This window comes from Paraburkholderia sp. GAS82 (genome assembly GCF_050436285.1).
In the GTDB taxonomy this organism is placed as follows: Bacteria; Pseudomonadota; Gammaproteobacteria; order Burkholderiales; family Burkholderiaceae; genus Paraburkholderia; species Paraburkholderia phenazinium_B.
Genome location: NZ_JBNDLX010000002.1, coordinates 702,012 through 721,931 on the forward strand (window position 1 = coordinate 702,012; position 19,920 = coordinate 721,931).

At 62.2% G+C, this 19,920-nt stretch carries 25 protein-coding genes; 15 read left to right on the forward strand and 10 right to left on the reverse strand.

What is annotated here, in order from left to right:
* The first annotated feature begins 369 nt into the window (after positions 1–369).
* Positions 370–1,164, forward strand: a complete 795-nt coding sequence (locus tag P3T17_RS09575; protein ID WP_429287259.1) for a sulfite exporter TauE/SafE family protein — start codon at positions 370–372, stop codon at positions 1,162–1,164.
* Positions 1,165–1,189: 25 nt separating this feature from the next.
* Here P3T17_RS09575 and P3T17_RS09580 read toward each other — a convergent pair whose 3' ends face one another.
* Positions 1,190–1,990 (reverse strand): hypothetical protein, encoded by an 801-nt coding sequence (locus tag P3T17_RS09580; protein WP_429406240.1) that lies wholly within the window; start codon positions 1,988–1,990, stop codon positions 1,190–1,192.
* Between the two features lie 220 nt (positions 1,991–2,210).
* Positions 2,211–3,419: a hypothetical protein gene (locus tag P3T17_RS09585; RefSeq protein WP_429406242.1), complete on the reverse strand. Its 1,209-nt coding sequence runs from the start codon at positions 3,417–3,419 to the stop codon at positions 2,211–2,213.
* A gap of 274 nt (positions 3,420–3,693) precedes the next feature.
* Between P3T17_RS09585 and P3T17_RS09590 the strand changes: the two genes are divergently transcribed.
* Positions 3,694–4,398 (forward strand): nitroreductase, encoded by a 705-nt coding sequence (locus tag P3T17_RS09590; RefSeq protein ID WP_429287256.1) that lies wholly within the window; start codon positions 3,694–3,696, stop codon positions 4,396–4,398.
* A gap of 39 nt (positions 4,399–4,437) precedes the next feature.
* Here the strand turns inward: P3T17_RS09590 and P3T17_RS09595 are convergent, their stop codons facing one another.
* Positions 4,438–4,797, reverse strand: coding sequence for a DOPA 4,5-dioxygenase family protein (locus P3T17_RS09595; protein ID WP_429406243.1), 360 nt, complete (start codon positions 4,795–4,797; stop codon positions 4,438–4,440).
* 90 nt (positions 4,798–4,887) lie between these two features.
* On the reverse strand, positions 4,888–5,076 hold the full coding sequence (locus P3T17_RS09600) for a glycine zipper 2TM domain-containing protein (RefSeq protein ID WP_074267140.1): 189 nt from the start codon (positions 5,074–5,076) through the stop codon (positions 4,888–4,890).
* A 202-nt stretch (positions 5,077–5,278) separates the two neighbouring features.
* Here P3T17_RS09600 and P3T17_RS09605 point away from each other — a divergent pair, with 202 nt between their 5' ends.
* The 3 genes from P3T17_RS09605 (at position 5,279) to P3T17_RS09615 (ending at position 7,615) form a co-directional block, all read left to right on the forward strand.
* A complete protein-coding gene (locus P3T17_RS09605; RefSeq protein ID WP_074267141.1) occupies positions 5,279–5,632 on the forward strand; it encodes a YciI family protein in 354 nt (117 codons plus the stop codon).
* A gap of 175 nt (positions 5,633–5,807) precedes the next feature.
* The gene (locus P3T17_RS09610; protein WP_429406245.1) at positions 5,808–6,221 is read left to right on the forward strand and encodes a YciI family protein; all 414 of its coding nucleotides are present in this window, start codon (positions 5,808–5,810) and stop codon (positions 6,219–6,221) included.
* Between the two features lie 119 nt (positions 6,222–6,340).
* Positions 6,341–7,615: an RNA polymerase sigma factor gene (locus P3T17_RS09615; RefSeq protein ID WP_429406482.1), complete on the forward strand. Its 1,275-nt coding sequence runs from the start codon at positions 6,341–6,343 to the stop codon at positions 7,613–7,615.
* On the opposite strand, the gene P3T17_RS09620 is transcribed toward P3T17_RS09615, so the two are convergent.
* From P3T17_RS09620 to P3T17_RS09640, 5 genes are all read right to left on the reverse strand, one after another.
* A complete protein-coding gene (locus P3T17_RS09620; protein ID WP_074267143.1) occupies positions 7,612–8,205 on the reverse strand; it encodes a DUF4337 domain-containing protein in 594 nt (197 codons plus the stop codon). The two genes, P3T17_RS09615 and P3T17_RS09620, sit on opposite strands and share 4 nt — an antisense overlap.
* Before the next feature lie 122 nt (positions 8,206–8,327).
* On the reverse strand, positions 8,328–9,278 hold the full coding sequence (locus tag P3T17_RS09625; protein WP_429406247.1) for a LysR substrate-binding domain-containing protein: 951 nt from the start codon (positions 9,276–9,278) through the stop codon (positions 8,328–8,330).
* A 103-nt stretch (positions 9,279–9,381) separates the two neighbouring features.
* The gene (locus tag P3T17_RS09630) at positions 9,382–9,558 is read right to left on the reverse strand and encodes a DUF1427 family protein (RefSeq protein WP_074267145.1); all 177 of its coding nucleotides are present in this window, start codon (positions 9,556–9,558) and stop codon (positions 9,382–9,384) included.
* Positions 9,559–9,634: 76 nt separating this feature from the next.
* On the reverse strand, positions 9,635–10,597 hold the full coding sequence (locus P3T17_RS09635) for a quinone oxidoreductase family protein (RefSeq protein ID WP_429406251.1): 963 nt from the start codon (positions 10,595–10,597) through the stop codon (positions 9,635–9,637).
* Positions 10,598–10,790: 193 nt separating this feature from the next.
* Complete coding sequence (locus P3T17_RS09640; RefSeq protein ID WP_429287249.1) at positions 10,791–11,609, reverse strand: AraC family transcriptional regulator; 819 nt, start codon at positions 11,607–11,609, stop codon at positions 10,791–10,793.
* A 213-nt stretch (positions 11,610–11,822) separates the two neighbouring features.
* On the opposite strand from P3T17_RS09640, the gene P3T17_RS09645 reads away from it, so the two are divergent.
* The 9 genes from P3T17_RS09645 (at position 11,823) to P3T17_RS09685 (ending at position 17,633) form a co-directional block, all read left to right on the forward strand.
* Complete coding sequence (locus tag P3T17_RS09645; protein ID WP_074267148.1) at positions 11,823–12,065, forward strand: type II toxin-antitoxin system Phd/YefM family antitoxin; 243 nt, start codon at positions 11,823–11,825, stop codon at positions 12,063–12,065.
* Entirely contained in the window at positions 12,052–12,342 is a 291-nt protein-coding gene (locus tag P3T17_RS09650) for a type II toxin-antitoxin system RelE family toxin (RefSeq protein WP_074267149.1), read from the forward strand. The genes P3T17_RS09645 and P3T17_RS09650 overlap by 14 nt, the downstream gene beginning before the upstream one ends.
* 119 nt (positions 12,343–12,461) lie before the next feature.
* On the forward strand, positions 12,462–12,752 hold the full coding sequence (locus P3T17_RS09655; RefSeq protein WP_429406253.1) for a YXWGXW repeat-containing protein: 291 nt from the start codon (positions 12,462–12,464) through the stop codon (positions 12,750–12,752).
* Positions 12,753–13,185: 433 nt separating this feature from the next.
* Complete coding sequence (locus P3T17_RS09660) at positions 13,186–13,746, forward strand: RNA polymerase sigma factor (protein WP_429287247.1); 561 nt, start codon at positions 13,186–13,188, stop codon at positions 13,744–13,746.
* On the forward strand, positions 13,743–14,165 hold the full coding sequence (locus tag P3T17_RS09665; protein WP_429406255.1) for a hypothetical protein: 423 nt from the start codon (positions 13,743–13,745) through the stop codon (positions 14,163–14,165). Before P3T17_RS09660 ends, P3T17_RS09665 begins: the two co-directional genes overlap by 4 nt.
* Complete coding sequence (locus P3T17_RS09670; protein WP_429406256.1) at positions 14,162–14,659, forward strand: periplasmic heavy metal sensor; 498 nt, start codon at positions 14,162–14,164, stop codon at positions 14,657–14,659. The genes P3T17_RS09665 and P3T17_RS09670 overlap by 4 nt, the downstream gene beginning before the upstream one ends.
* A gap of 104 nt (positions 14,660–14,763) precedes the next feature.
* Complete coding sequence (locus P3T17_RS09675) at positions 14,764–16,206, forward strand: DUF1800 domain-containing protein (protein ID WP_429406258.1); 1,443 nt, start codon at positions 14,764–14,766, stop codon at positions 16,204–16,206.
* Between the two features lie 5 nt (positions 16,207–16,211).
* The gene (locus tag P3T17_RS09680; RefSeq protein ID WP_429406260.1) at positions 16,212–17,360 is read left to right on the forward strand and encodes a DUF1501 domain-containing protein; all 1,149 of its coding nucleotides are present in this window, start codon (positions 16,212–16,214) and stop codon (positions 17,358–17,360) included.
* Positions 17,361–17,414: 54 nt separating this feature from the next.
* Entirely contained in the window at positions 17,415–17,633 is a 219-nt protein-coding gene (locus P3T17_RS09685) for a YXWGXW repeat-containing protein (protein WP_074267155.1), read from the forward strand.
* Here the strand turns inward: P3T17_RS09685 and P3T17_RS09690 are convergent, their stop codons facing one another.
* Positions 17,634–18,158, reverse strand: a complete 525-nt coding sequence (locus tag P3T17_RS09690) for a DinB family protein (RefSeq protein ID WP_429406262.1) — start codon at positions 18,156–18,158, stop codon at positions 17,634–17,636.
* 310 nt (positions 18,159–18,468) lie between these two features.
* Between P3T17_RS09690 and hpnJ the strand changes: the two genes are divergently transcribed.
* The gene (hpnJ, locus tag P3T17_RS09695; RefSeq protein WP_429406483.1) at positions 18,469–19,911 is read left to right on the forward strand and encodes a hopanoid biosynthesis associated radical SAM protein HpnJ; all 1,443 of its coding nucleotides are present in this window, start codon (positions 18,469–18,471) and stop codon (positions 19,909–19,911) included.
* The last annotated feature ends 9 nt before the right edge of the window (positions 19,912–19,920 follow it).

Genomic DNA, 19,920 nt, shown 5'->3' on the forward strand with positions numbered 1-19,920 from the left:
TCATCCGTGTATCCATCTGGGACGGTCTGGTCTCGGGCGACCAGACGCCCATTCAGCGTTGCCGCGGGCCGCCGGAGACGAGAGGCCTTCTCCGCGGCGGGCAGCCGGCACGCAGTGCGATGTCGCCTTGCCTGACTTTTCGACCGCGCAGAAACTTATCTTTAGGGTTGGTAAGGCGATGTAAGGACGCGCGATGCATAAGGGCCGGCAGGGTGGCCTTAGGCGCACCGGGGTATCATGCGGCTCCGGCGGGCATAGGCGCTCACCGGTCAGCGGGCCTGCACGGCGGGTCAGCGAAGACACAAAAAATTCACTGCGCGATATTCGAAGCCACCCATCCGCAGTCATAGCGGGCAGACCCAACACATCATGGTTCACATCAATCTCTCCGACGGCGTTTTGGGCCCCGCTCTGCAGACGCTCGATCCGTACGCGCTAGTCGGTATCCTCGCCGCGTTGTTATTGGGCGGCATGGTCAAAGGGGTGGTTAGCATCGGCGTGCCATTGGTGGCGATGCCGATTCTTAGCCACTTTCTGCCGATCAAGCAGGCGGTGCTGCTACTGTCGATGCCGATCATTCTCGGCAATATCCCGCAGGCGCTCGAAGGTGGCGAGATGCTTGCCACCGTGCGCCGGATCGCGGCGCCGCTGGTCGGCACGGTGCTCGGCAACATCGTCGGGGTGACGATGCTGATTTCGCTTGCGCCTCATCGCGCGCAGGCCGCCGCCGGGATTGCCCTGATCGTCGCGGCGTTGCTGCTGTTCGCTTCGCCCCGGCTCACGCTATCGCCGGGTTTCGCCAAACCCGTGGGGCTGGTGCTCGGTTTCGGGGCGGCCGTGATGGAGAGCATTGCCTCCGTGCCGGGACCGCTACTGGCCATGTACCTGATTGCAACCGGAGCCACCGGCAAGGCCTTTACCAAGCAGATTGCCATCATCCTGGTGGTCTCGATCGTTTCGCTGATCGCCGCGTTTAGCGGCGGCGCCCACGCCAGCTGGGTCGATCTCGCCATCTCGGCCGCCGCGAGCATCCCGGTGATCGCCGGCATGCTGATCGTGCGTCCGCTGCGTGACAAACTGCCGCCGGCGGTCTTCCGCAAGCTCGTGCTGCTGTTCGTTCTCGTGGCGGCCGCGCAGATGATCTGGAAGTCCGGCGTTCTGTAGACATCGCCCTTGGCGCAACGCCGTTTCAGGCGGAGACGTCGACCAGCACGCCCACGGGTTGCCAGTTCAGGCTGCTGGCGGTGTCCGAGAGCCCGTCGAGCACATCGGACAGCGTCACCGTCGCGCCGGGGTCCTGGTCGAGCGCGGCAACGTGCGCCTGCAATGCGTTGCTCAGGTTCGACATGGCGGTGTCGAGCGGATCCTCACCGTCGGCCGCTTCGGCTTCCTCGGGTTCGGAAATCTCTTCTACGTCGTCGACTTCAACGTCCCATTCCCCTGCGTCGGTATCGGCATCGGTATCGTCGACTGCCGGACGCGATGCGGTCGACAGATCCGCAATACGTGAACCCATGTCGCGATAGGCGCTCACACCGCCACCCGAGGTCGCCGCATCGTTAAAGCTGGCAATCGCGTTTGCCGAGCTATCGCCGGATGACGTGGCCCCGTTGCTCGACGCGATCGACTGTTGAAGCGCTAGCGCCTGATAGAGCGCGGCAAGGAATTGCGCGCCTGTGCTGGCCGGGTCGCTGCTGGTCGCGCTGACGGTGATCGTCGTAGTGCCATCGGCGCCGTCTGTGCCGCTAGCGGCGTCCGTACCGCTGGTGGCGTCTGTCGTGAGTGAGCCGGATGGCATGTTGTAGCCGAGCCGCGACAGGGTTTGCTGAAGCGCGGCCATCAGCGGGTCGGTGCTTGCGGTCGAAGTCGACGCCGACGATTCCGTCGAAGTGGAATGCTTCTTCGCGGGCACGGCTTCCACCGACGACGCGGGCGGCGCGGCGGGCGTCGGCAGCGACGCCATCGTCATACCGAACGAATCGATCGACATGGTCCATTTCCTCCAGGTAAACACGTTGGATAGCGCAGGGGCCGGTGACATCGAAGAGCGAACTCACTTCGTCATCACGAGCCTGATCGAACGGTTTATCGGAGGGACGGGTCCAGAGGTTGATGGTTTGTAAGGCCAGGAAAGAGCAATGCGCCGTTCACGCCGCTCGGCAGCGTGAAGCGGGTACCAGGGCGGAACGAGTCCGTGGAGAAGAGAATGTCTACGATTCGCTGCGCGCGAACGATGAGAACTGACCCGGATCGGGAAAGCCGCGCGTCCTGTAGCGCGCCGGATACATGGGTTCTTCTTCGAGCAGGCTGCCCACCAGCGGCGTGATCTGTTGCCACGGGACGATTCGTGTCTCGCCCGTTTCGGGACGCACCAGCACGACCCGATCGGCCTGCGGCAACAAGGATTCGACGCCGGCGGTCCACGTTGCGGCCGAGAACATTTCCCCCGCATCGTCCTTGGTGCCATAGAGCAGATAGTTCGCAACGAACACGTCGCTGCCTTCCTGCTTATGCAGACGATCGAGCGCGGCCTTTTGCGAGTCGTAGTCCTCCTTGTGATAGCGCAAGACCAGCTGTGCGAGGCGGCGTACCACGTGGCCCTGGCGCGGCGTAAAACGTCGCAGGCCTTCGTGGTAGCAGTACATGAACGGCGAAACAGGGCGGCCGCTGTGCGCGGCTTCGCGGCTCAGCTCGACCATGCGCGCGATGCCGCCGTCGTCCTTGTCGCTGGTGACGAGCAGCACGTCGCGCGTGGGGATCATAAAGACAGGAACGCCATGCACCGGCGCGCGGTGCAGCAGGTCGGGAAGCAGCGCACGGCTCGCATCGTAGCCATCGCGCCAGTTGCCGCGATATACGCCGCGGGCCACTTCGACGAACGAGTCGGTGGTGATGTCACGCAGGTTGTCGCGCGCAATCGCGAGCGCGTCATCGAGCGAAATGCCCCACGATTCCACGGGTCCGCTCATAAGCGTCGAGGTGGACTCGGGATAGTCGAGTGCAAGAAGGACGGCACAGTCGTCGCCGAACGGTCGCCACGCGGGTGCGAATGAGGCCTCCCTACCGCTGGTGCGTAACTGATGCAGGCGTACGTCTTCGAGCACACCCCGGCCGCGGATCAGCGGCCGCAACATTGCCCGCGCCTCGGACAGGCGTTCGGGGGCGGCTCGATGACTCGCGCATAGTGTCGCGACGAACCCTTCCATCGCAGCCTCGCGGAATGCCCTGTCGCTACCGCAATAGGCGCGGTATGCGTGATGCAGGTTAAAGACCGCGTTGTCGCCGTACTCAAGCCGGAATTCGTCGGCGTTGTAGTTCAGCGAGGCATCGAAGCCCCGATGTTGGACGGCTTCAATGAACAGGGCGGCGAACGCATCCGGTGAGGGTTTGCGTCCTAACAGCGCATTGAGAAATCCCATGTTGATCAGTCGTTACGAATCGCACCGGTTGGATTGCCCAGTTTTGGAGCATGTAAGGATTAACGGCCTCGTTCCGCAATTCTTGAAGGTTTCGTGTGAGGGATGTTCGAGGCGGCCGTGCGCCGGGTGGCTGCGGCTTATGGGCCGGGGCTGGGGCGTTTTTACCCCTCACCAGCAGGGCGTGGCGGGGTTGGCTAGAATAGTTTGAAGCAGGGTGCCAGCCGGCGCGTAGATCCTGGCCCATGTGGCGCAGATGATTGGAGATGCTATTCGCATGAATGACACCCCGATGAACGAAACGGTCAACGAGATCGATGCAGTATTGAAGTCGCGGCGTTCGATCCGCGCGTTTTTGCCGACGCCGGTTGCGCGTGAAGAGATCGAAGCGATTCTCGAGGCGGCGAGCCGCGCGCCCTCAGGCACCAACACGCAGCCGTGGAAAGTCTATGTGGTGACGGGTGAAGCGCTCGAAAGGCTTTCACAGGCATTGCTCGCCGCGTACGACGATCCGCAGCGCGACAGCCTGTATCAGGAAGACTACCGGTACTATCCGCGTCAATGGGTGTCGCCGTATATCGATCGCCGCCGCAAGATTGGCTGGGATCTGTACGGATTACTAGGCATCGCAAAGGGCGAAAAAGACAAAATGCATGCGCAGCACGCGCGCAACTATGCGTTTTTCGGCGCGCCAGTGGGACTGTTCTTCACGATCGACCGGATTCTCGAGCGGGGTAGCTGGCTCGACTACGGTATGTTCCTCGAAGCCGTCATGATCTCCGCACGCGGACACGGTCTCGACACGTGCCCTCAGGCAGCGTTCGTGCCGTTTCATCGCGTGATCGCGAGCCATCTCGGTCTACCGGATGAAGAGCAACTGGTCTGCGGCATGTCGCTCGGCTGGGCCGATCAGGACGCGCTCGTCAACCAGTTGAGTACCGAGCGTGAGCCTGTCGAGCGGTTTGCGAAGTTCTTCGAATGACGCGAGTACTCGCGTACCCGCTGCCTCGGCAAGATCAGATCACTTGCCGAACACTTCGAGCTTGAGCTGATGCGAATGACCAATCCACATGGCACGGTCACGATGATCGCGTAAATCGTCGCCGGTATTCGGGTGCAGGAAAACGTCGAGCTCGCCGTGATTGAGCGTCAGCCATTCCACGATCTCGGCAAACTGCGTGGGAGAAAACGCAAGCTGATATGACCATTTTGGATGCGGTCCTACCGGGCGCTCGTGAAAACGGCCCAACTCCAGTTGGTTCGCGAAACGCGCCTCAATCTGTTCGCGCAGAGCCCATGCGACGTCGCGATGATCGCCATCGAAATACACGTGAGCATGCCAGCTATGAACGACGCGTGCGGGTACGACTGAATGGGTCATGTGCTGAAGGTGCTTGAGTCAGGTATTTGGCCCACTCGTGGGCCGCGAGGCAGTGTGCTCTGCCTCGCGCCGCGTGTCAAACTTACCGGCCTATTTCCCGAGCTCGTAACCGATCGCGCCGCCGACTACAGCGCCGCCCACGGTACCCGCTGTGCTGTGATTGGTCGCTTCGTTGCCGACTACACCGCCTGCCGCCGCGCCGCCTAGTGTGCAACCGGTCGCGAGGGAGGCTAAAACCACGAGAGTCAGGATTCCTGTCCACCTGGATCGAATCTTCATTTTCAACCTCGTTTTACGCCTTGATACCTGCTTTGACAGCAAGGCGCGTGCCGTAACAGCGTTTTGCACTGCGGCTCTAGGGCAAGCGACGTTAAGCAAAGGCTGAAGTATCTCGACGTGTTTGCGTCGATCCAGCGGCGCTTGTAGACTGCCTTCGCCAATCGTGCGCAAGACTGCGCATATCCACCGATCGGAGTTCCTCATGGCCTACATGCTGTTCATCGTCGAACCCACTAACCAGCGTAACGAACGCACCGAGCAGGAAGGGCAGGTGCTCTACGAGCGTATGTCGAACTACGCCGACGATCTGCGCGAGCGCGGCTTGCTGCTCGCGTGCGAATCGCTGAAGTCCACGCGAGATGCCGTGCGTGTGGAGGTGCGCGGCGGCCAGCCAAGGCTGCTTGACGGACCCTTCGCCGAGGCCAAGGAAATGGTCGGCGGTTTCCTGCTGCTCAATGTCGATACGCGTGAAGAAGCGGTGGCGATTGCGACGGGCTGTCCGGCCGCGCAATGGTGCACTGTCGAAGTTCGCGAGGTGGGTCCCTGCTATCAATGATGCGGGGTGGGGTGCGTGCCGGGCACTGGCCGCGGCGCGGAGTGTAGTAGGCGCCAGGGTTTTCCCCAGTTAGCGAAATTCGTGTCGATTCAGCGATGAATCGTGCGTCGTGTGAATGAAGAGCCTCCCATGCACTCAAGCAGGCTCGATATCCACGACGACAAGGAGCGATGAAATGCGATTCATGATCATGGTGAAAGCGACCGCGATGAGCGAATCCGGCGCCAGGCCGGACGAATCCCTGATGGCCGTGATGGGCGCGTATCACGAGGAACTGGCGAAGGCCGGCGTGTTACTCGACGCAACCGGATTGCAGCCGACGTCGAAGGGTTGGCGTATCCATTATTCGCAGGGAAAGCGCACCGTAATTGACGGTCCGTTCGCCGAAACAAAGGAACTGTTGGCGGGCTATACGCTAATTCAGGTGCGCTCGCGCGAAGAGGCAATGGAATGGGCGCGCCGCTTTCCGGCACCGTTCGGAGAAGACGCCGACGGCGAGATCGAAGTGCGGCAACTGTTCGAATGGGACGACTTCGAGCCGGGGCCTTCCGTGGACCGCTTTCGCGAACTGGATGAGGGACGGCGCTAGGCCATGTTGTCAGGATGCCGAATCATGTACAAGCCTATTGATCCCGATGGGAAAGCTTGCGCATTGAGCCTCTCGGACGCATGCGAGCGTGCAATGAAAAGCGGTGAACTGAAGTGGCGGTGAACCCGGCGGCGACCCATCGCGCGATCGAAGCGGTGTGGCGCATCGAGTCCGCGAAGGTTATCGCCTGCGTTGCGCGCATGGTGCGCGATGTGAGCGTCGCGGAGGAACTGGCGCAGGATGCATTGGTTGCTGCGCTCGAACACTGGCCCGAACGCGGTGTGCCTGACAATCCTGGAGCCTGGTTGATGGCCACTGCCAAAAACCGCGCGCTCGACCGCTTGCGCCAGGAAGTGCTGCACGCACGCAAGCGCGAGGAGCTCGGTCGTGACCTGGACGCACAGGAGGCCCACCTCGTGCCCGACTTTGTCGATGCGCTCGATGCCGCGCGCCAGGATGACATCGGCGACGATCTGTTGCGTCTCGTCTTCACGGCGTGTCATCCGGTGCTTTCCACCGATGCACGCGTGGCGCTCACGCTGCGCCTGCTCGGCGGTTTGACGACTGACGAGATCGCGCGAGCCTTTCTCGTGCCCGAGCCGACCATCGCGCAACGGATCGTGCGCGCCAAACGCACGCTGACTGCCGCCAAGGTGCCGTTCGAAGTGCCGCAAACGGATGCACGGGTTGCGCGGCTCGCGTCGGTGCTCGAAGTGATTTACCTGGTTTTCAACGAAGGCTATTCGGCCACCGCCGGCGACGACTGGATGCGTCCGGCCTTGTGCGAGGAAGCGCTGCGGCTCGGGCGCGTGCTGGCTGGCCTCGTGTCTGACGAAAGCGAGGTGCATGGCCTCGTCGCGCTGATGGAAATTCAGGCTTCGCGTACGCCTGCGCGAGTCGACGCGCAGGGCCGTCCCGTGCTGCTGCTCGATCAGGACCGCAGCCGCTGGGATACGCTGCTGATCCGGCGCGGCTTCGCCGCGCTTGAGCGCGCCCAGTCACTCGGCGGCGCCAGCGGCCCCTATGCGTTGCAGGCGGCGCTGGCCGCATGTCATGCGCGTGCGCATACCGCTGATCAGACCGATTGGGTGCAGATCGTCGCTTTGTACGACGCACTCGCGCAGATCAGTCCGTCACCCGTAGTGGAGTTGAACCGGGCGGTTGCCGTCGGTATGGCGTTTGGTCCGGCGGCGGCGCTCGAGATTGTCGACCTGCTGGCCGCTGATGCCGCGCTCGCGAACTACCACTGGCTGCCTAGCGTGCGCGCAGATTTGCTGGCTAAGCTTGGAAGAGGCGAGGAGGCACGCGCGGAATTCGAGCGTGCCGCCGCGATGACGCGCAATGCGCGCGAGCGCGAGCTCTTGCTGGAACGGGCTCGCTCGGTCTCCGCTTAAATGGACAGAAACGCTGCCGCACCAAACAGAAGGCCGGCCGCGGCGACGCCTATCGAAAGATTACGCAACCACTTCTTGCGCGTGAGCAAGGTGATTGCGGTCAGCGCGATCGAGATCTGGATCAGCGTGGTGGCCTGCGCCCAACGGTGATGACCGTGCATCAGCGTTTCGCTGCGCGCGTCGTTATCGTTGACCTGCTTTTCGATCGCTTCGGCATTGGCGCGAATCGGCTCTTTCTGCTGCTTGTACTTGTCGACATCGGCGACGAACTTCGCATGTGCGTCGCTGCCCGGCGTCGACAACGAAGCGCCCAGTTCCGCGAGGTTTTCTTTCTCGCCCTTTGCCTGGTAGTACGACCATTGATTGGCGGCCTCGGTCTTCTTGATGGCCGCTTCGTTCTTGTAGTACAGCGCGAGATTTTCGCTGGTGCCGCTCTGATAGGCGTAGATCGCGCCTATGGTCGCGAGAATGGCCGTCATCACTGCCATGCGGCTCGCGAACGGATCGGCGTCCGCGTGAGCGCTATGTCCCTCACCAACGTGCTCTACAGCATGATCGTGCAGACCATGCACTTCATATTCATCAGACATCCAACACTCCCGCGACTAGCGTATTGAGTTTTTATGAAGAATCGTAGCGGCGCAGCGATCTGCGCGGCCCTGCGCGAGCCAGCACCCGTTGGCCGAGGTGCACACTCGCGCGAGGCTCAATCTTAGCGTGTTTGCGTTGAGGGTCGCTTGGCGTTGCGATCAGCGAGTTGCTCGACCAGAAATTCCACGAAGCAGCGCACGCGGGCCGACAGAAGCCGCCCATGCGGATAGAGAAGCACGAACGGTCGCGTGGCGCCGCCGAAGTCCCGCATCACCTCGACGAGATTGCCTTCGCGCAGATCGCGCTCAACCACGAAGCGGTAGGTCTGAAACAGGCCCGCGCCGTGACGCGCGAGCGTCGCTCCGCCAAGGACATCACCGCCGATCGTATAGCCGCTGTCGGTGTTGAAATCGACGAAATCGCCGTCTTTGGCGAGCGTCCACGGAATGCGCCGGCCCGTGCTGGGAAGGTCGAACTGGATGCATTCGTGGTGCTGCAGATCGTCGATCGAGCGCGGCGTACCGGCTTGCGCAAGATAGGCCGGCGTCGCCACGACGACCAGTTCGGCATCTTCGAGTTTGCGTGCGATCAGGTTGGAGTCGGCCGGTGCGCGGCCGCGGATGGCCAGATCGTAGCTGTCCTCAGCGAAATCGATGTTGCTGTTGCTGATGTGCGCGTCGACCCGCACAAGCGGATAGCGTTCGCGAAACAGCGGCAGCAAAGGCAGCACCCGATAGTGCGCATACGGCGTGGGCATACTGATGCGCAGCAAGCCGGATGGCGTCGCTTGCTGTCCGGTGACGAGACGTTCCGCGTCCACCAGTTGTGCGAGTGCACCGCTGCATTGTTCGAAATAGAGACGGCCGGCTTCGGTCAGCCGGATTTGCCGGGTTGTACGGACGAACAGCCGGACGCCCAGCCTTTCCTCGAGACGCGACACCGAGCGGCTGACCGCCGCGGGCGTGACGCCGGCTGCCGTCGCGGCGGCTGTGAAACTCGCCAGCTCCGCGGCGGCGCAGAACAACTCGATGCTGCCGAGCAGCAGATCGTCGAATTGCCGCTTGGTATTCATTGGAAGATGTATGGACTGAGATGCATGAGGGCCAACTTGCCGTCTCAAAGGGCATCAGTATAGTCCGCACCCGGCCCACTGGACGGCCAGGGCTACTGCAGCCCTAGTTCACGCTAAAACCGAGCAGCGTGCGCAGCAGCGGAATCAGATGCTCGCCGCCGAGCATGCCCAGAAGTCCGACCAGCGCGATGGTGGGCGGCGCCGGAGATTTCACGTTGACGACGCTGTAGAACAGGCCGACCACAAGGCCCACTACGAGGGAAACGAAATACGCTTTCATGATGGATCACCCATTAGCCAATTAGCCATTAACCATGGCGGGCGGCGGGTATCCGGACCCACCGCCCGAATCGGACTCACATCGTGATGACGACGCGCCCACGGGTGCCCGCGGTGACCGCCTCATACGCCTCGCGGGTATGCTCGAGTGGGAAGCGCTGCGCGATCGCCGGCGGCTGGAATGCACCGCTCTCGAAGCCTTCGACCAGCGCTGTCATCAGGCGGGCCGACTCGGCGACCCCCAGCTTGGCGCTGTCGACGCCGAGCAGTTGAGTCTCGTTATGGTAGAAGTCGATCATGTCGAACTCGACGCGGCGCTTGCCCGTCGCGCTGATCTCGACCACCCGGCCACGCCGCTTGACGAGGCTCAACGCGGTTTCGAACACCACGCCGCCGACCGCGTCGTAGACCACATCCACGCCACCGTTGGTCAAGGCCTTGACGCGCTCTGCCGCGTGCTCGTCGATTTGCACGAACTCGTCGATCAGACGACCCGCCGGCGAATCCGGCAGCGGCGCATGACGGTCGACACCAATCACGCGGCAACCGCGCGATTTGGCGATCTGCACCACTGCGCCGCCTACGCCGCCGCTGGCGCCGATCACAGCAATCGTCTCGCCGGCCTTCAGTTGTGCATATTCCACCGTGCCGAGCCATGCGACCACGAAGTTCACGCCAATCGCGGCGGCCTGTTCGTGACTCAGCGTTTTCGGCTTGCGCGACAACGCGGCAAGCGGAATCTTGATGAACTCGGAATGCGTACCGTCACGCGTAAAACCGATGTCGCCGCCGGTGCCCCACACGTCGGCGCCGATCCATTCCGCAGGACCGTCCACGACCACGCCGCTGAAGTCGCGGCCCGGCGTGCGCGGCAAAACGGTGTGCTCGAAGTGGCCGGAAACGTTCTTCACGTCGCTCGGATTCACCGAGGCGCTTTTGATCTGCACAACGGCGTTTTCGGCATCGGCTTTCGGTGTCGGGACCTCGACGTATTCCAGTACATCGGGGCTGCCAAACGACTTGAACTGAATGGTTTTCATCGAAACTCTCCTGAGTGGATTGGGCCGCGTGGTGCAGCGTTGAAGCCATTCTAGGTGTCCGCGATGGCCTTGTTGAGACAAGGACTTTCGAGTTTCGGACAGGGCTGAAACTGCTGGTTGGGCTCTGCCCGAACCGGTCACGACGCAATTCCGCGACGGCTCCCACCTGGTCCTGCTGCGTACGCTTCGCTGTTTAGCCGCCGGCGGGCGCGCGCGATTCCTCGCGCCCCGTGCTGAGCGTTTCCTGTGGATCGAATTCGGTGGGTGGGGCGCCGAGTTCACGGCGGAACATATCGCTGAAGCTGCTGGGCAGATAACCGAGCGAGCGTGCGATGCTGCTGACCGAGCGGCCTTCCGCCAGCCCGGAGACGGCCACGGCTAGTTGCACCTGACGCCGCCATTCGGAAAAGCCGATGCCGAGTTCGCGCGTAAACAGCCGCGCGAGCGTCCGCACGCTGGCGCCGACCGAGGCGGCGTGCTGTTCGAAGCTGACCGCAATCGAGGGATTGTCGATCACCGCGCGGCACAGCGCGTCGAGCCGGCGATCCGACGCGTCAGGGAGCGGAATGCGCAGCGAAGAGCGGGGCGCGTGCCCCAGTTCCAGCATGGCGAGCTTGTAGGCCGTTTCCATATACGCGTTGTCGCGTGCGTGGTTGTGTTCGTATTCGGCGATGGTTGTGATCAGCTCGCGCAGCAAACCGTTGATTTCGAAGACGTCGCACTGTTTGCTGAGGTGCTGGACGTTGCGCTTGTGCAGATAGATATTGCGCATCTCGACCTCGCTCATCATATGGATCGAGTGCACGGTGCCGGCGGGTAGCCAGACAGCGCGTTGCGGTGGCACCACCAGCGCCTCGCGGCCGACTTCGACCCACATCACCCCGGCCACCGCGTACAGCACCTGTGCCCAGGTGTGCGAGTGGGGCTCGATGTGCAGCCCGCGCGGGTAACGCCGGGCGAGCGAGTGAGCGTCGTCGTCTTCGGGAAGTTCAGGAGGGCGGGCTTGGGACACGGCGTCGTCAGGTCGGAATGGCTTTGTGGGATCAGGCGCATAAGCATAACGCCGCGAGCGGTTTGGTGCGTGTAGAAGGGGGCAGACGGGGTCGGCGCCGAAGATTGGATGCACATAGAGCGGTTGACGAGACCAAATAAAAGACCTATTATTTATGCTTACATAAGGTCTTTTAATCCACGCGATTTGGCCTGTAGCGCTTGAGGAATCACCATGGAAAGCATTCTTGCCCGCGCCTCAATCGGTATCAGCGAGCTCAAGGTCAACCCGACCGCAGCAATTGAGCAAGCAGACGGTCCGATCGCGGTGCTGAACCGTAACAAACCGGTCGCGTATCTGATCCCGGCTCAAGAGTGGGAAGCGATCTGCAACAGACTTGAAGATATCGAGCTGGCAGAAATCGTCAGGGCGCGAAGCGGCGAAAAAGCTGTGAGCGTGCGACTTGAAGACCTATGACCTGCAGTTTTTAGAAGTCGCTCTTAAAGAGTGGAAGAAGCTGGACAGCACGGTGCGTGAGCAGTTCAAGCGCAAACTGGCTGAGAGGTTGGCAAATCCACGTGTCGAATCGGCGCGTCTTGGTACGCTTCCTGATTGCTACAAGATCAAATTGACCGCCTCGGGATATCGACTGGTGTATCGCGTCGTCGATAGCAAAGTCACTGTGATCGTAGTGGCAGTAGGAAAGCGGGAGCGTAGCGCCGTCTATTCTTCGGCCATGGCTCGACTGAAGTAAAAGCCCGCTTCGGCGGGCTTTTTCACAAAAGCGCGTCAACCCGCGACGGATTTCCCCCGCAGCCGCGTTTAAGACAAAACGGAGCCAATCCGCTTTCCTTAAACCTACGGGAGCCTTACATGAAATCCAGAACCCTCACACGCCTGCTGGTCGCCGCCACGGTGACGCTGTCGGCCTCCGCCGCCTTCGCGCAAGCGATCGTCGTCGCCCCGCCAGCACCGCGCGTCGAAGTCGTGCCCGCACCGCGCGATGGCTATGTCTGGGATCACGGACACTGGCGCTGGGACCACGGCCGATACGTGTGGATAGCAGGTCACTGGCAGCCGGTCCGGGTCGGTTATCACTGGGTGCCGGGCCATTGGGCACAGCGTGGCCCGAACTGGCTGTGGGTGGAAGGTCACTGGGCGTAAGCCGCCAGGGCTAGCCTTCTGATTCCTGTTGCCGGACGCCGCGGGGCGCGCTTGCAAGCGCCGCTCGCTTCGCGGCCCCGGCGCTCTACCCAAACCAGCAGAGTTTTATGAAAACGCTTTTGATTCTGGCACTGGCGGCGGCAACGCTGACCGGTTGCATCGTAGTGCCGGCGCGGCCGGCGTATTACCATCCTGCCGTCGTCGTATATTGAGGACTCGGTCGTCGCGATTGACGAGCTTCAGGACCGGGTCACCCAGTCCTGAACCAGATGCGACAGAAGGTTGATAACAAGCCTGAAACAGGCGCAAAGCGCCCCCTCTCGGAGCAACGGCAAGTGAGAAACGCTCGTGTCGCGACACGATATGTCCGGGTGCAACGGCAACCGCGGCTCACGCCGCCGCGCATGCCGTGGATATCACGGGACCGCGCGCCTTGAGCGAACGCGATCCCGACGCGGACCTCGTCGCACGGGTCGGCAAGCAGGATCCGGCAGCGGTGCGCACGCTCGTGTCGCGTAAGCTGCCGCGTTTGCTCGCGCTCGCGACGCGCATGTTGGGAGACCGTATGGAAGCGGAAGACGTAGCACAAGAGGCCTTTGTGCGGATCTGGAAGCAGGCGCCGCACTGGAAAGAGGGCGAGGCCCGGTTCGACACGTGGATTCATCGCGTGGCGCTGAACCTCTGTTACGACCGCTTGCGAGGGCGGCGCGAAGACCCCGTCGCCGATCTGCCGGACGAAGCCGATCCCCAACCCATGCCTGACATGCAACTTGAAGCCCGTGTGCGCGACGAACGTGTGCGTACGGCGCTTGCTGCGCTGCCGGTAAGGCAGCGCGAAGCCCTGGTGCTCAATTACTACCAGGAGCTATCGAATATCGAAGCTGCCGCCTTGATGGGTATTACCGTCGATGCCCTCGAAAGTTTGCTCGCGCGTGCGCGTCGCAATCTGCGCGCACAACTGGCCGACAGTGGCTTTAGCAAGGATCTGCCATGACACCTGAGAGATTTCGTACCATCGTCGACGCTTACGGCGCCGATCCGCGCCGCTGGCCGGATAAGGAGCGCGCGGCGGCCGAAAGCTGGGCCGATCTTCACCGGATCGAGGCCGATGCCGTGCTGGCCGAATCGGCCAACCTCGATGCATGGCTCGCAGACCATACGGTCGCGCCGCCGGAGCGCGCATTGATCGAGCGAGTTGTTGCGGTGGCGCCCAACCGGCGCCCGGCGAAGCATCGCGTGCGGCTCTGGTGGCAGGGTGCTGCGTTTGCCGGTATCGGGCTCGCAGGTGGGCTGGCAGGTGCCTTTGCGGTGTCGTTTTTTGTCATGACTGGCCAGCCGCCGCAGACGCATGATTCGCCGTCCTATCTGGCCTCGAGCTTCGACGGTTCAGGCGCCGACTGGAGCGGCGAATGACTGATCGTACATGGAAGCTTTTGCTGGCTGGCTCGTTCGTGGTCAACGTCTTTCTGCTGGGCGGCATTGCGGGCGGTGCGTACGAATGGTTCACCACGCACGACAACGTCGCCAAGGCGCCGCAGCAACGTACGGCGCTGCGCTTCGCGACGGATGGGCTTTCGTCCGAGCGTCAGAAGCAGTTCCTCGATGGACTGAAGGAGGCGCGCCGTGACGCTAAGGACTACGCGCGCGAAGCCCGCGAAGGGCGTCATGAAGTGCTGGCGCTGCTGGCCGCGCCGCAATTCGACCGCACCGCGCTCGACGCCGCGTTACAGCGCACGCGCGCAGCCGATATCGCGCAACGTACCGAAGTCGAAAGCAGCGTGGCCGACTTTGCGACAACGCTCACGCCCGACGAGCGCGTGAAGTTTGCCGAAGGCCTGAAGCAGGCGGGCAACTGGCGTGAACCGCCACCTCCGCCACCAAAGGAAAAGCGGCCACCGAATCAATGAGCGAGACGATCTTCGTCTCGCTCGAATAAAAACTTCCGCCAGTAGCGACGGAAACCGCGGCGCCGAACGTTTAAAGAAGGTACGCAACGTTCGAAGGAGCGCGCATGATTCCGTCACCCAACGACAATGCCGCGGCAATTGCGTTGAACCGCTTCGGTCTCGGCGCTCGCCCGGAAGACACGCCGCCCGCCGATCCGAAGCGATGGCTGCTTTCGCAATTCGATCAATATCAGCCTCTGCCCGCGGCATGGGCGGGCCAGCCGGGTGCGGTCGCGCTCGCGACCCAGTTGGGCGAGCAGCGCATGCAGAATGCGAATGCCAACGCGAATGCCGGTCCCGCTTCTGATGCGACCGTCAATCCTGCAGACAAGCAAGCCGCAAAGCAGGCCGCGAACAAGGCGATGCGCGCTGAAATCCGCGATGTTTACCGTACGGCGGTGAATGTGCGCGTCAATAGCGCGCTGACGAGTTCCACACCGTTCATCGACCGGCTCGTCCATTTCTGGGCGAATCATTTCGCGGTGTCCACTGAAAAGCCGCAAGTCGCGGCGCTGGCTGGCGCGTTCGAAATGGAAGCAATCCGCCCGCACGTGCTGGGCCGCTTCGACGACATGCTGGTAGCGGTAGAGCAGCATCCTGCGATGCAGATCTTTCTCGATCAGACGCGCTCGGTCGGTCCCGACAGCATGGCGGCGATGCGTGCGGAGCAACGCAATCCCGACAACAAGCGCGGTCTCAATGAGAACCTCGCACGCGAAATCATGGAGCTGCATACGCTGGGCGTGCGCAGCGGTTATACGCAAGCCGACGTGACGGAGTTTGCACGCGCACTGACCGGCTGGAGTGTAGCCGGCGTGAGGGGGCCGCAGCCAAATGGCGCCGCGCCCGGCAGTTTTGTGTTTCGCGAGCAATTGCATGAGCCCGGCTCGCGGACCATCCTGGGGCGCCGTTACGATCAGCAGGGCGAGGATCAGGCGCTGGCGGTCCTGCATGACTTCGCAGCGTCGCCCGCTACCGCGCAACATATCGCGAGCAAGCTGGCACGTCATTTTGTTTCGGACAACCCACCACCCGCGGTTACCGAACGGCTCGCCAATGCGTTCGAGCGCAGCGGTGGCGACCTGCCCACGGTCTATCGCGCGTTGATCGATTCGCCGGAGGCCTGGTCTCCGGTGGCGGTGAAATTCAAAACGCCGTGGGAATGGACCATATCTTCGATGCGCGGCCTCGGCTGGCAAGACGTCGGCAACCTGCAGGGCGCGCCGCTTCTCACGCAACTCGGCGAGCCGGTCTGGCGACCAGGGTCGCCCGCCGGCTACGACGATATCGCCGCGAGCTGGGCCGCGCCCGATGCGCTGGTGCGCCGCGTCGAAGTCGCCCAACGCTTCGCTGCGCGTGTTGGCGACCAGCTCGACCCTCGCACTCTCGGACAGACCTTACTGGTCGGCTCCATCAGTGCGCCGACCGCGACTGCAGTGTCACGCGCTGAGAGCGCTTCGACGGCGATAGCGCTGCTGCTCGTGTCGCCCGATTTTCAACGGAGATGAACGCCATGATGTCCCGTCGCCAGTTTCTCAACTTCGCCGCAGCCGGTGCCGGCGCGATTCTCGTCTCGCCGCACATGGCCTTCGCCAGGGTCGAAACGGACCGCCGCTTCGTCTTCGTGATCCAGCGAGGTGCCGCCGATGGCCTGAACATCGTGGTGCCGTACGCCGAGCCTTCGTATGCGAGCTTGCGTGGCGCGCTCGCCATCGATCCGGCCACGGCGACCAAACTCAATGGCACGTTCGCGCTGCATCCTTCGCTCGCCGAAACCGCGAAGATGTACGCATCGGGCCAGGCGCTGTTCGTGCATGCAGTGGCCTCGCCGTATCGCGATCGCTCGCATTTCGACGGTCAGAACGTGCTGGAGACGGGCGGCACTTCGGCGTACCAGGTGAAGGACGGTTGGCTCAACCGTCTGGTTGCGATGATGCCCGCCACGCACGAAAACGCCATCGCGTTTGCGCCGACCGTGCCGATGGCACTGCGCGGCAAGGCCGACGTGACATCGTACGCACCCTCGGGTTTACCGCAGGCGCCCGACGATCTGCTCATGCGGGTATCGGACCTTTACAACCAGGACGCGCAACTCAGGCCGTTATGGGAATCCGCCATGACGGCGCGCGGCCTCGCTGGCGACGCCGGAGCGCGTCAGGACCCCGCCAGCCTTGGCAAACTCGCCGCGAGTTTTCTGTCACGCGACGACGGCCCACGCATTGCGATGATCGAAACGGGCGGCTGGGACACGCACAGCGCGCAGAACCCGCGTCTCGCGAATCAGTTGAAGGCGCTCGACACGATGCTCGCTTCCTTGCGCGACGGTCTCGGCCCGCTGTGGGGCAAGACGACGGTGCTGGTGGCTACTGAGTTTGGCCGCACCGCTGCCGCCAACGGCACGGGGGGCACGGACCATGGACAAGGATCGGTCGCGATGGTGGTGGGCGGCGCCGTGAACGGTGGACGGGTGATCGCCGACTGGCCGGGACTGAAACCCAACGAGCTGTATCAGGGACGCGATCTCAGACCCACGACCGGACTCGATGCGGTGATCGCGGGTGCTGCGAGCGAAAGTCTCGGCCTCGATCCGCATCGAACCGCGGCGGCCCTTTTTGCGCAAGCGGGCTCCACGCAGCCCATGACAGGTTTGATCCGTAGCTAGCGCGACGTCTATGCCACGGATGTGTAGTTGCAGTTCTAAAAACGGGAGAGTTATATGACAAAACGATCGACCTTCACTGCTGCCTTGCTTTCTTGCGTGTGCGCTTCATTACTTAGCGCATGTGTCGTTGAGCCGGCGCGGCCACCCGAACCTGCGCCGCTGGTCGAAGTGATGCCGGCCGCGCCCGCGCCCGGCTATCACTGGATGAAGGGTCATTACCGCTGGGAAGGCGACCACTGGGTATGGGTGCACGGGCACTGGGTCCCGAACTGATCAGCCAGGCTGTTGGAGAGCGCGCGCCGCGCGCTCTTCGCGTGCGTAAACGGGCAGATCGGTAACAGGCGCCTTGACCGGAATCTGACAAAACATATCCGCGACAAATCCCCGGTGATATGTCGTGTGATTGACGACATGCAGCACCATCTCACTACGCGTCATGGCGCCTTCGCCGCCACCCACGAACCTGAAGTGCACCGTTTCCTCCGCGTCGTGCGGCGTGAAGGCGTCGCTGCGCGCGATATACCAGTTGTCAATTTCCTGCTGCATTTCGCGCAACTTCGCTAGCGGCATGGGTTCGCTGAAATTGCGGCTCGAGAAACCGTGCTCCCGCCCTTCGAGGTGGGCACGAAAGATTTCGCCGACGACATAGCAATGGCTCAACGTATGGACGATGTTGCCAAACACCGTTTCGCGACGCTTGAGTGCTTCATCGTCCGGCAGCGCGGCGACTGCGTCGAAGATGCGCTGGTTGGCCCAGCGGTTGTAGCGGGTCAGCATACCGAGAGTGCTTTCGCTCATTTCACAAAATCTCCATGCAAGGCTCTCATAATCAAAGAAGGCACTTCTGCCTTTGAACCTGATATTACGTCCGCTTTCGTTTCTGTGTGTTGGCGCCGGTTCATTTACGTTTTGCATACGACTTGCCTGCAAATACGGCAGCGTATTTTAAAAAGATCGTTTGGGAGACGATACCTGGTTGATCGGAGTATTGCGGCGGGTTAAGGTCGAACGCGTCCAGAGACGCGTGTGACGGAATCCCCTTAAGTGCGGGACGAATTCCGCGCACGGCGTCAATAACTAATTGCCATTCCCTACGCTATCAAGCTCGATGGAGCTGGCCGGAGCATTCATGAAGACGCTGTTTTTGCAGGCCCCGTCGTATGACGGTTTCGATGGCGGTGCGGGATCGCGCTATCAGGCGAAGCGTGAGATCCGTTCGTTCTGGTATCCGACATGGCTCGCGCAGCCCGCGGCGCTGGTGCCGGATAGCCGCGTGCTCGACGCGCCGGCGGATGGTCTTTCGGTGGAGGCTTCGCTCGATATCGCGCAGCAGTATGAGCTCGTCATCATTCATACGAGCACGCCGTCGTTTCCTACGGATGCGATGTTTGCGCAGGATCTGAAGAAGCGCAAAGCGTCGGTGATGATCGGCATGGTGGGTGCGAAAGTAGCCGTCGATCCGCACAACTCGCTGACCGCAAGCGAAGCGATCGATTTCGTCTGCCGTGAAGAATTCGATTTCACCTGCCAGGAAGTGGCGGCGGGCAAACCGCTCGCGCAGATCCAGGGTTTGAGCTATCGCGCTGCGGACGGCTCGATCGAGCACAACGAGGCGCGCCCGATCCTCGAGAACATGGATGAGCTGCCGTTCGTGGCGCCCGTCTACAAGCGTGACCTGAAGATTGATAACTACTTCATCGGCTATCTGAAGCATCCGTACGTGTCGATCTACACGGGCCGCGGCTGCCGCTCGAAATGCACGTTCTGCCTGTGGCCGCAAACGGTGGGCGGTCACCGCTACCGCACGCGCTCGGTAGAGAACGTGCTGGAAGAAGTGAAGTGGATCCGTGACAACATGCCCGAAGTCAAGGAGATCATGTTCGACGACGACACCTTCACCGACTTCAAGCCACGCGTCGAAGAGATCGCACGCGGGCTGGGCAAGCTCGGCGTGACATGGTCCTGCAACGCGAAAGCGAACGTGCCGTATGCGACGCTGAAGATCATGAAGGAAAACGGCCTGCGTCTGCTGCTGGTGGGCTATGAATCGGGCGACGACCAGATCCTGCTGAACATCAAGAAGGGCCTGCGTACGGATATCGCACGACGCTTCAGCGAAGACTGCCGCAAGCTGGACATCAAGATTCACGGCACTTTTATCCTGGGGCTGCCGGGCGAGACGCAGGAGACGATCGAAAAGACGATCGAGTACGCGAAGGAAATCAACCCGCACACGATCCAGGTGTCGCTCGCGGCACCCTATCCGGGCACGACGCTCTACAACCAGGCCGTAGAAAACGGCTGGCTGCAGGAGAACAAGGTCATCAACCTGGTGAGCAAGGAAGGGGTGCAGCTCGCGGCAATCGGCTATCCGCATCTGTCACGCGAAGAGATCTATCACCACGTCGAGAGCTTCTACAAGCGCTTCTATTTCCGGCCCTCGAAGATCTGGGAGATCGTGCGCGAGATGCTGCTGAGCTGGGACATGATGAAGCGGCGTCTGCGCGAAGGCGTGGAGTTTTTCCGCTTCCTGCGCGCTCACGAAGCATAACGGGCATGT

Coding starts and splice junctions, on each gene's coding strand:
- P3T17_RS09575 (WP_429287259.1), top strand. CDS start 370: ATGGTTCACATCAATCTCTCCGACGGCGTTTTGGGCCCCGCTCTGCAG.
- P3T17_RS09580 (WP_429406240.1), bottom strand. CDS start 1,990: ATGTCGATCGATTCGTTCGGTATGACGATGGCGTCGCTGCCGACGCCC.
- P3T17_RS09585 (WP_429406242.1), bottom strand. CDS start 3,419: ATGGGATTTCTCAATGCGCTGTTAGGACGCAAACCCTCACCGGATGCG.
- P3T17_RS09590 (WP_429287256.1), top strand. CDS start 3,694: ATGAATGACACCCCGATGAACGAAACGGTCAACGAGATCGATGCAGTA.
- P3T17_RS09595 (WP_429406243.1), bottom strand. CDS start 4,797: ATGACCCATTCAGTCGTACCCGCACGCGTCGTTCATAGCTGGCATGCT.
- P3T17_RS09600 (WP_074267140.1), bottom strand. CDS start 5,076: ATGAAGATTCGATCCAGGTGGACAGGAATCCTGACTCTCGTGGTTTTA.
- P3T17_RS09605 (WP_074267141.1), top strand. CDS start 5,279: ATGGCCTACATGCTGTTCATCGTCGAACCCACTAACCAGCGTAACGAA.
- P3T17_RS09610 (WP_429406245.1), top strand. CDS start 5,808: ATGCGATTCATGATCATGGTGAAAGCGACCGCGATGAGCGAATCCGGC.
- P3T17_RS09620 (WP_074267143.1), bottom strand. CDS start 8,205: ATGTCTGATGAATATGAAGTGCATGGTCTGCACGATCATGCTGTAGAG.
- P3T17_RS09625 (WP_429406247.1), bottom strand. CDS start 9,278: ATGAATACCAAGCGGCAATTCGACGATCTGCTGCTCGGCAGCATCGAG.
- P3T17_RS09630 (WP_074267145.1), bottom strand. CDS start 9,558: ATGAAAGCGTATTTCGTTTCCCTCGTAGTGGGCCTTGTGGTCGGCCTG.
- P3T17_RS09635 (WP_429406251.1), bottom strand. CDS start 10,597: ATGAAAACCATTCAGTTCAAGTCGTTTGGCAGCCCCGATGTACTGGAA.
- P3T17_RS09645 (WP_074267148.1), top strand. CDS start 11,823: ATGGAAAGCATTCTTGCCCGCGCCTCAATCGGTATCAGCGAGCTCAAG.
- P3T17_RS09655 (WP_429406253.1), top strand. CDS start 12,462: ATGAAATCCAGAACCCTCACACGCCTGCTGGTCGCCGCCACGGTGACG.
- P3T17_RS09665 (WP_429406255.1), top strand. CDS start 13,743: ATGACACCTGAGAGATTTCGTACCATCGTCGACGCTTACGGCGCCGAT.
- P3T17_RS09670 (WP_429406256.1), top strand. CDS start 14,162: ATGACTGATCGTACATGGAAGCTTTTGCTGGCTGGCTCGTTCGTGGTC.
- P3T17_RS09675 (WP_429406258.1), top strand. CDS start 14,764: ATGATTCCGTCACCCAACGACAATGCCGCGGCAATTGCGTTGAACCGC.
- P3T17_RS09680 (WP_429406260.1), top strand. CDS start 16,212: ATGATGTCCCGTCGCCAGTTTCTCAACTTCGCCGCAGCCGGTGCCGGC.
- P3T17_RS09685 (WP_074267155.1), top strand. CDS start 17,415: ATGACAAAACGATCGACCTTCACTGCTGCCTTGCTTTCTTGCGTGTGC.
- P3T17_RS09690 (WP_429406262.1), bottom strand. CDS start 18,158: ATGAGCGAAAGCACTCTCGGTATGCTGACCCGCTACAACCGCTGGGCC.
- hpnJ (WP_429406483.1), top strand. CDS start 18,469: ATGGAGCTGGCCGGAGCATTCATGAAGACGCTGTTTTTGCAGGCCCCG.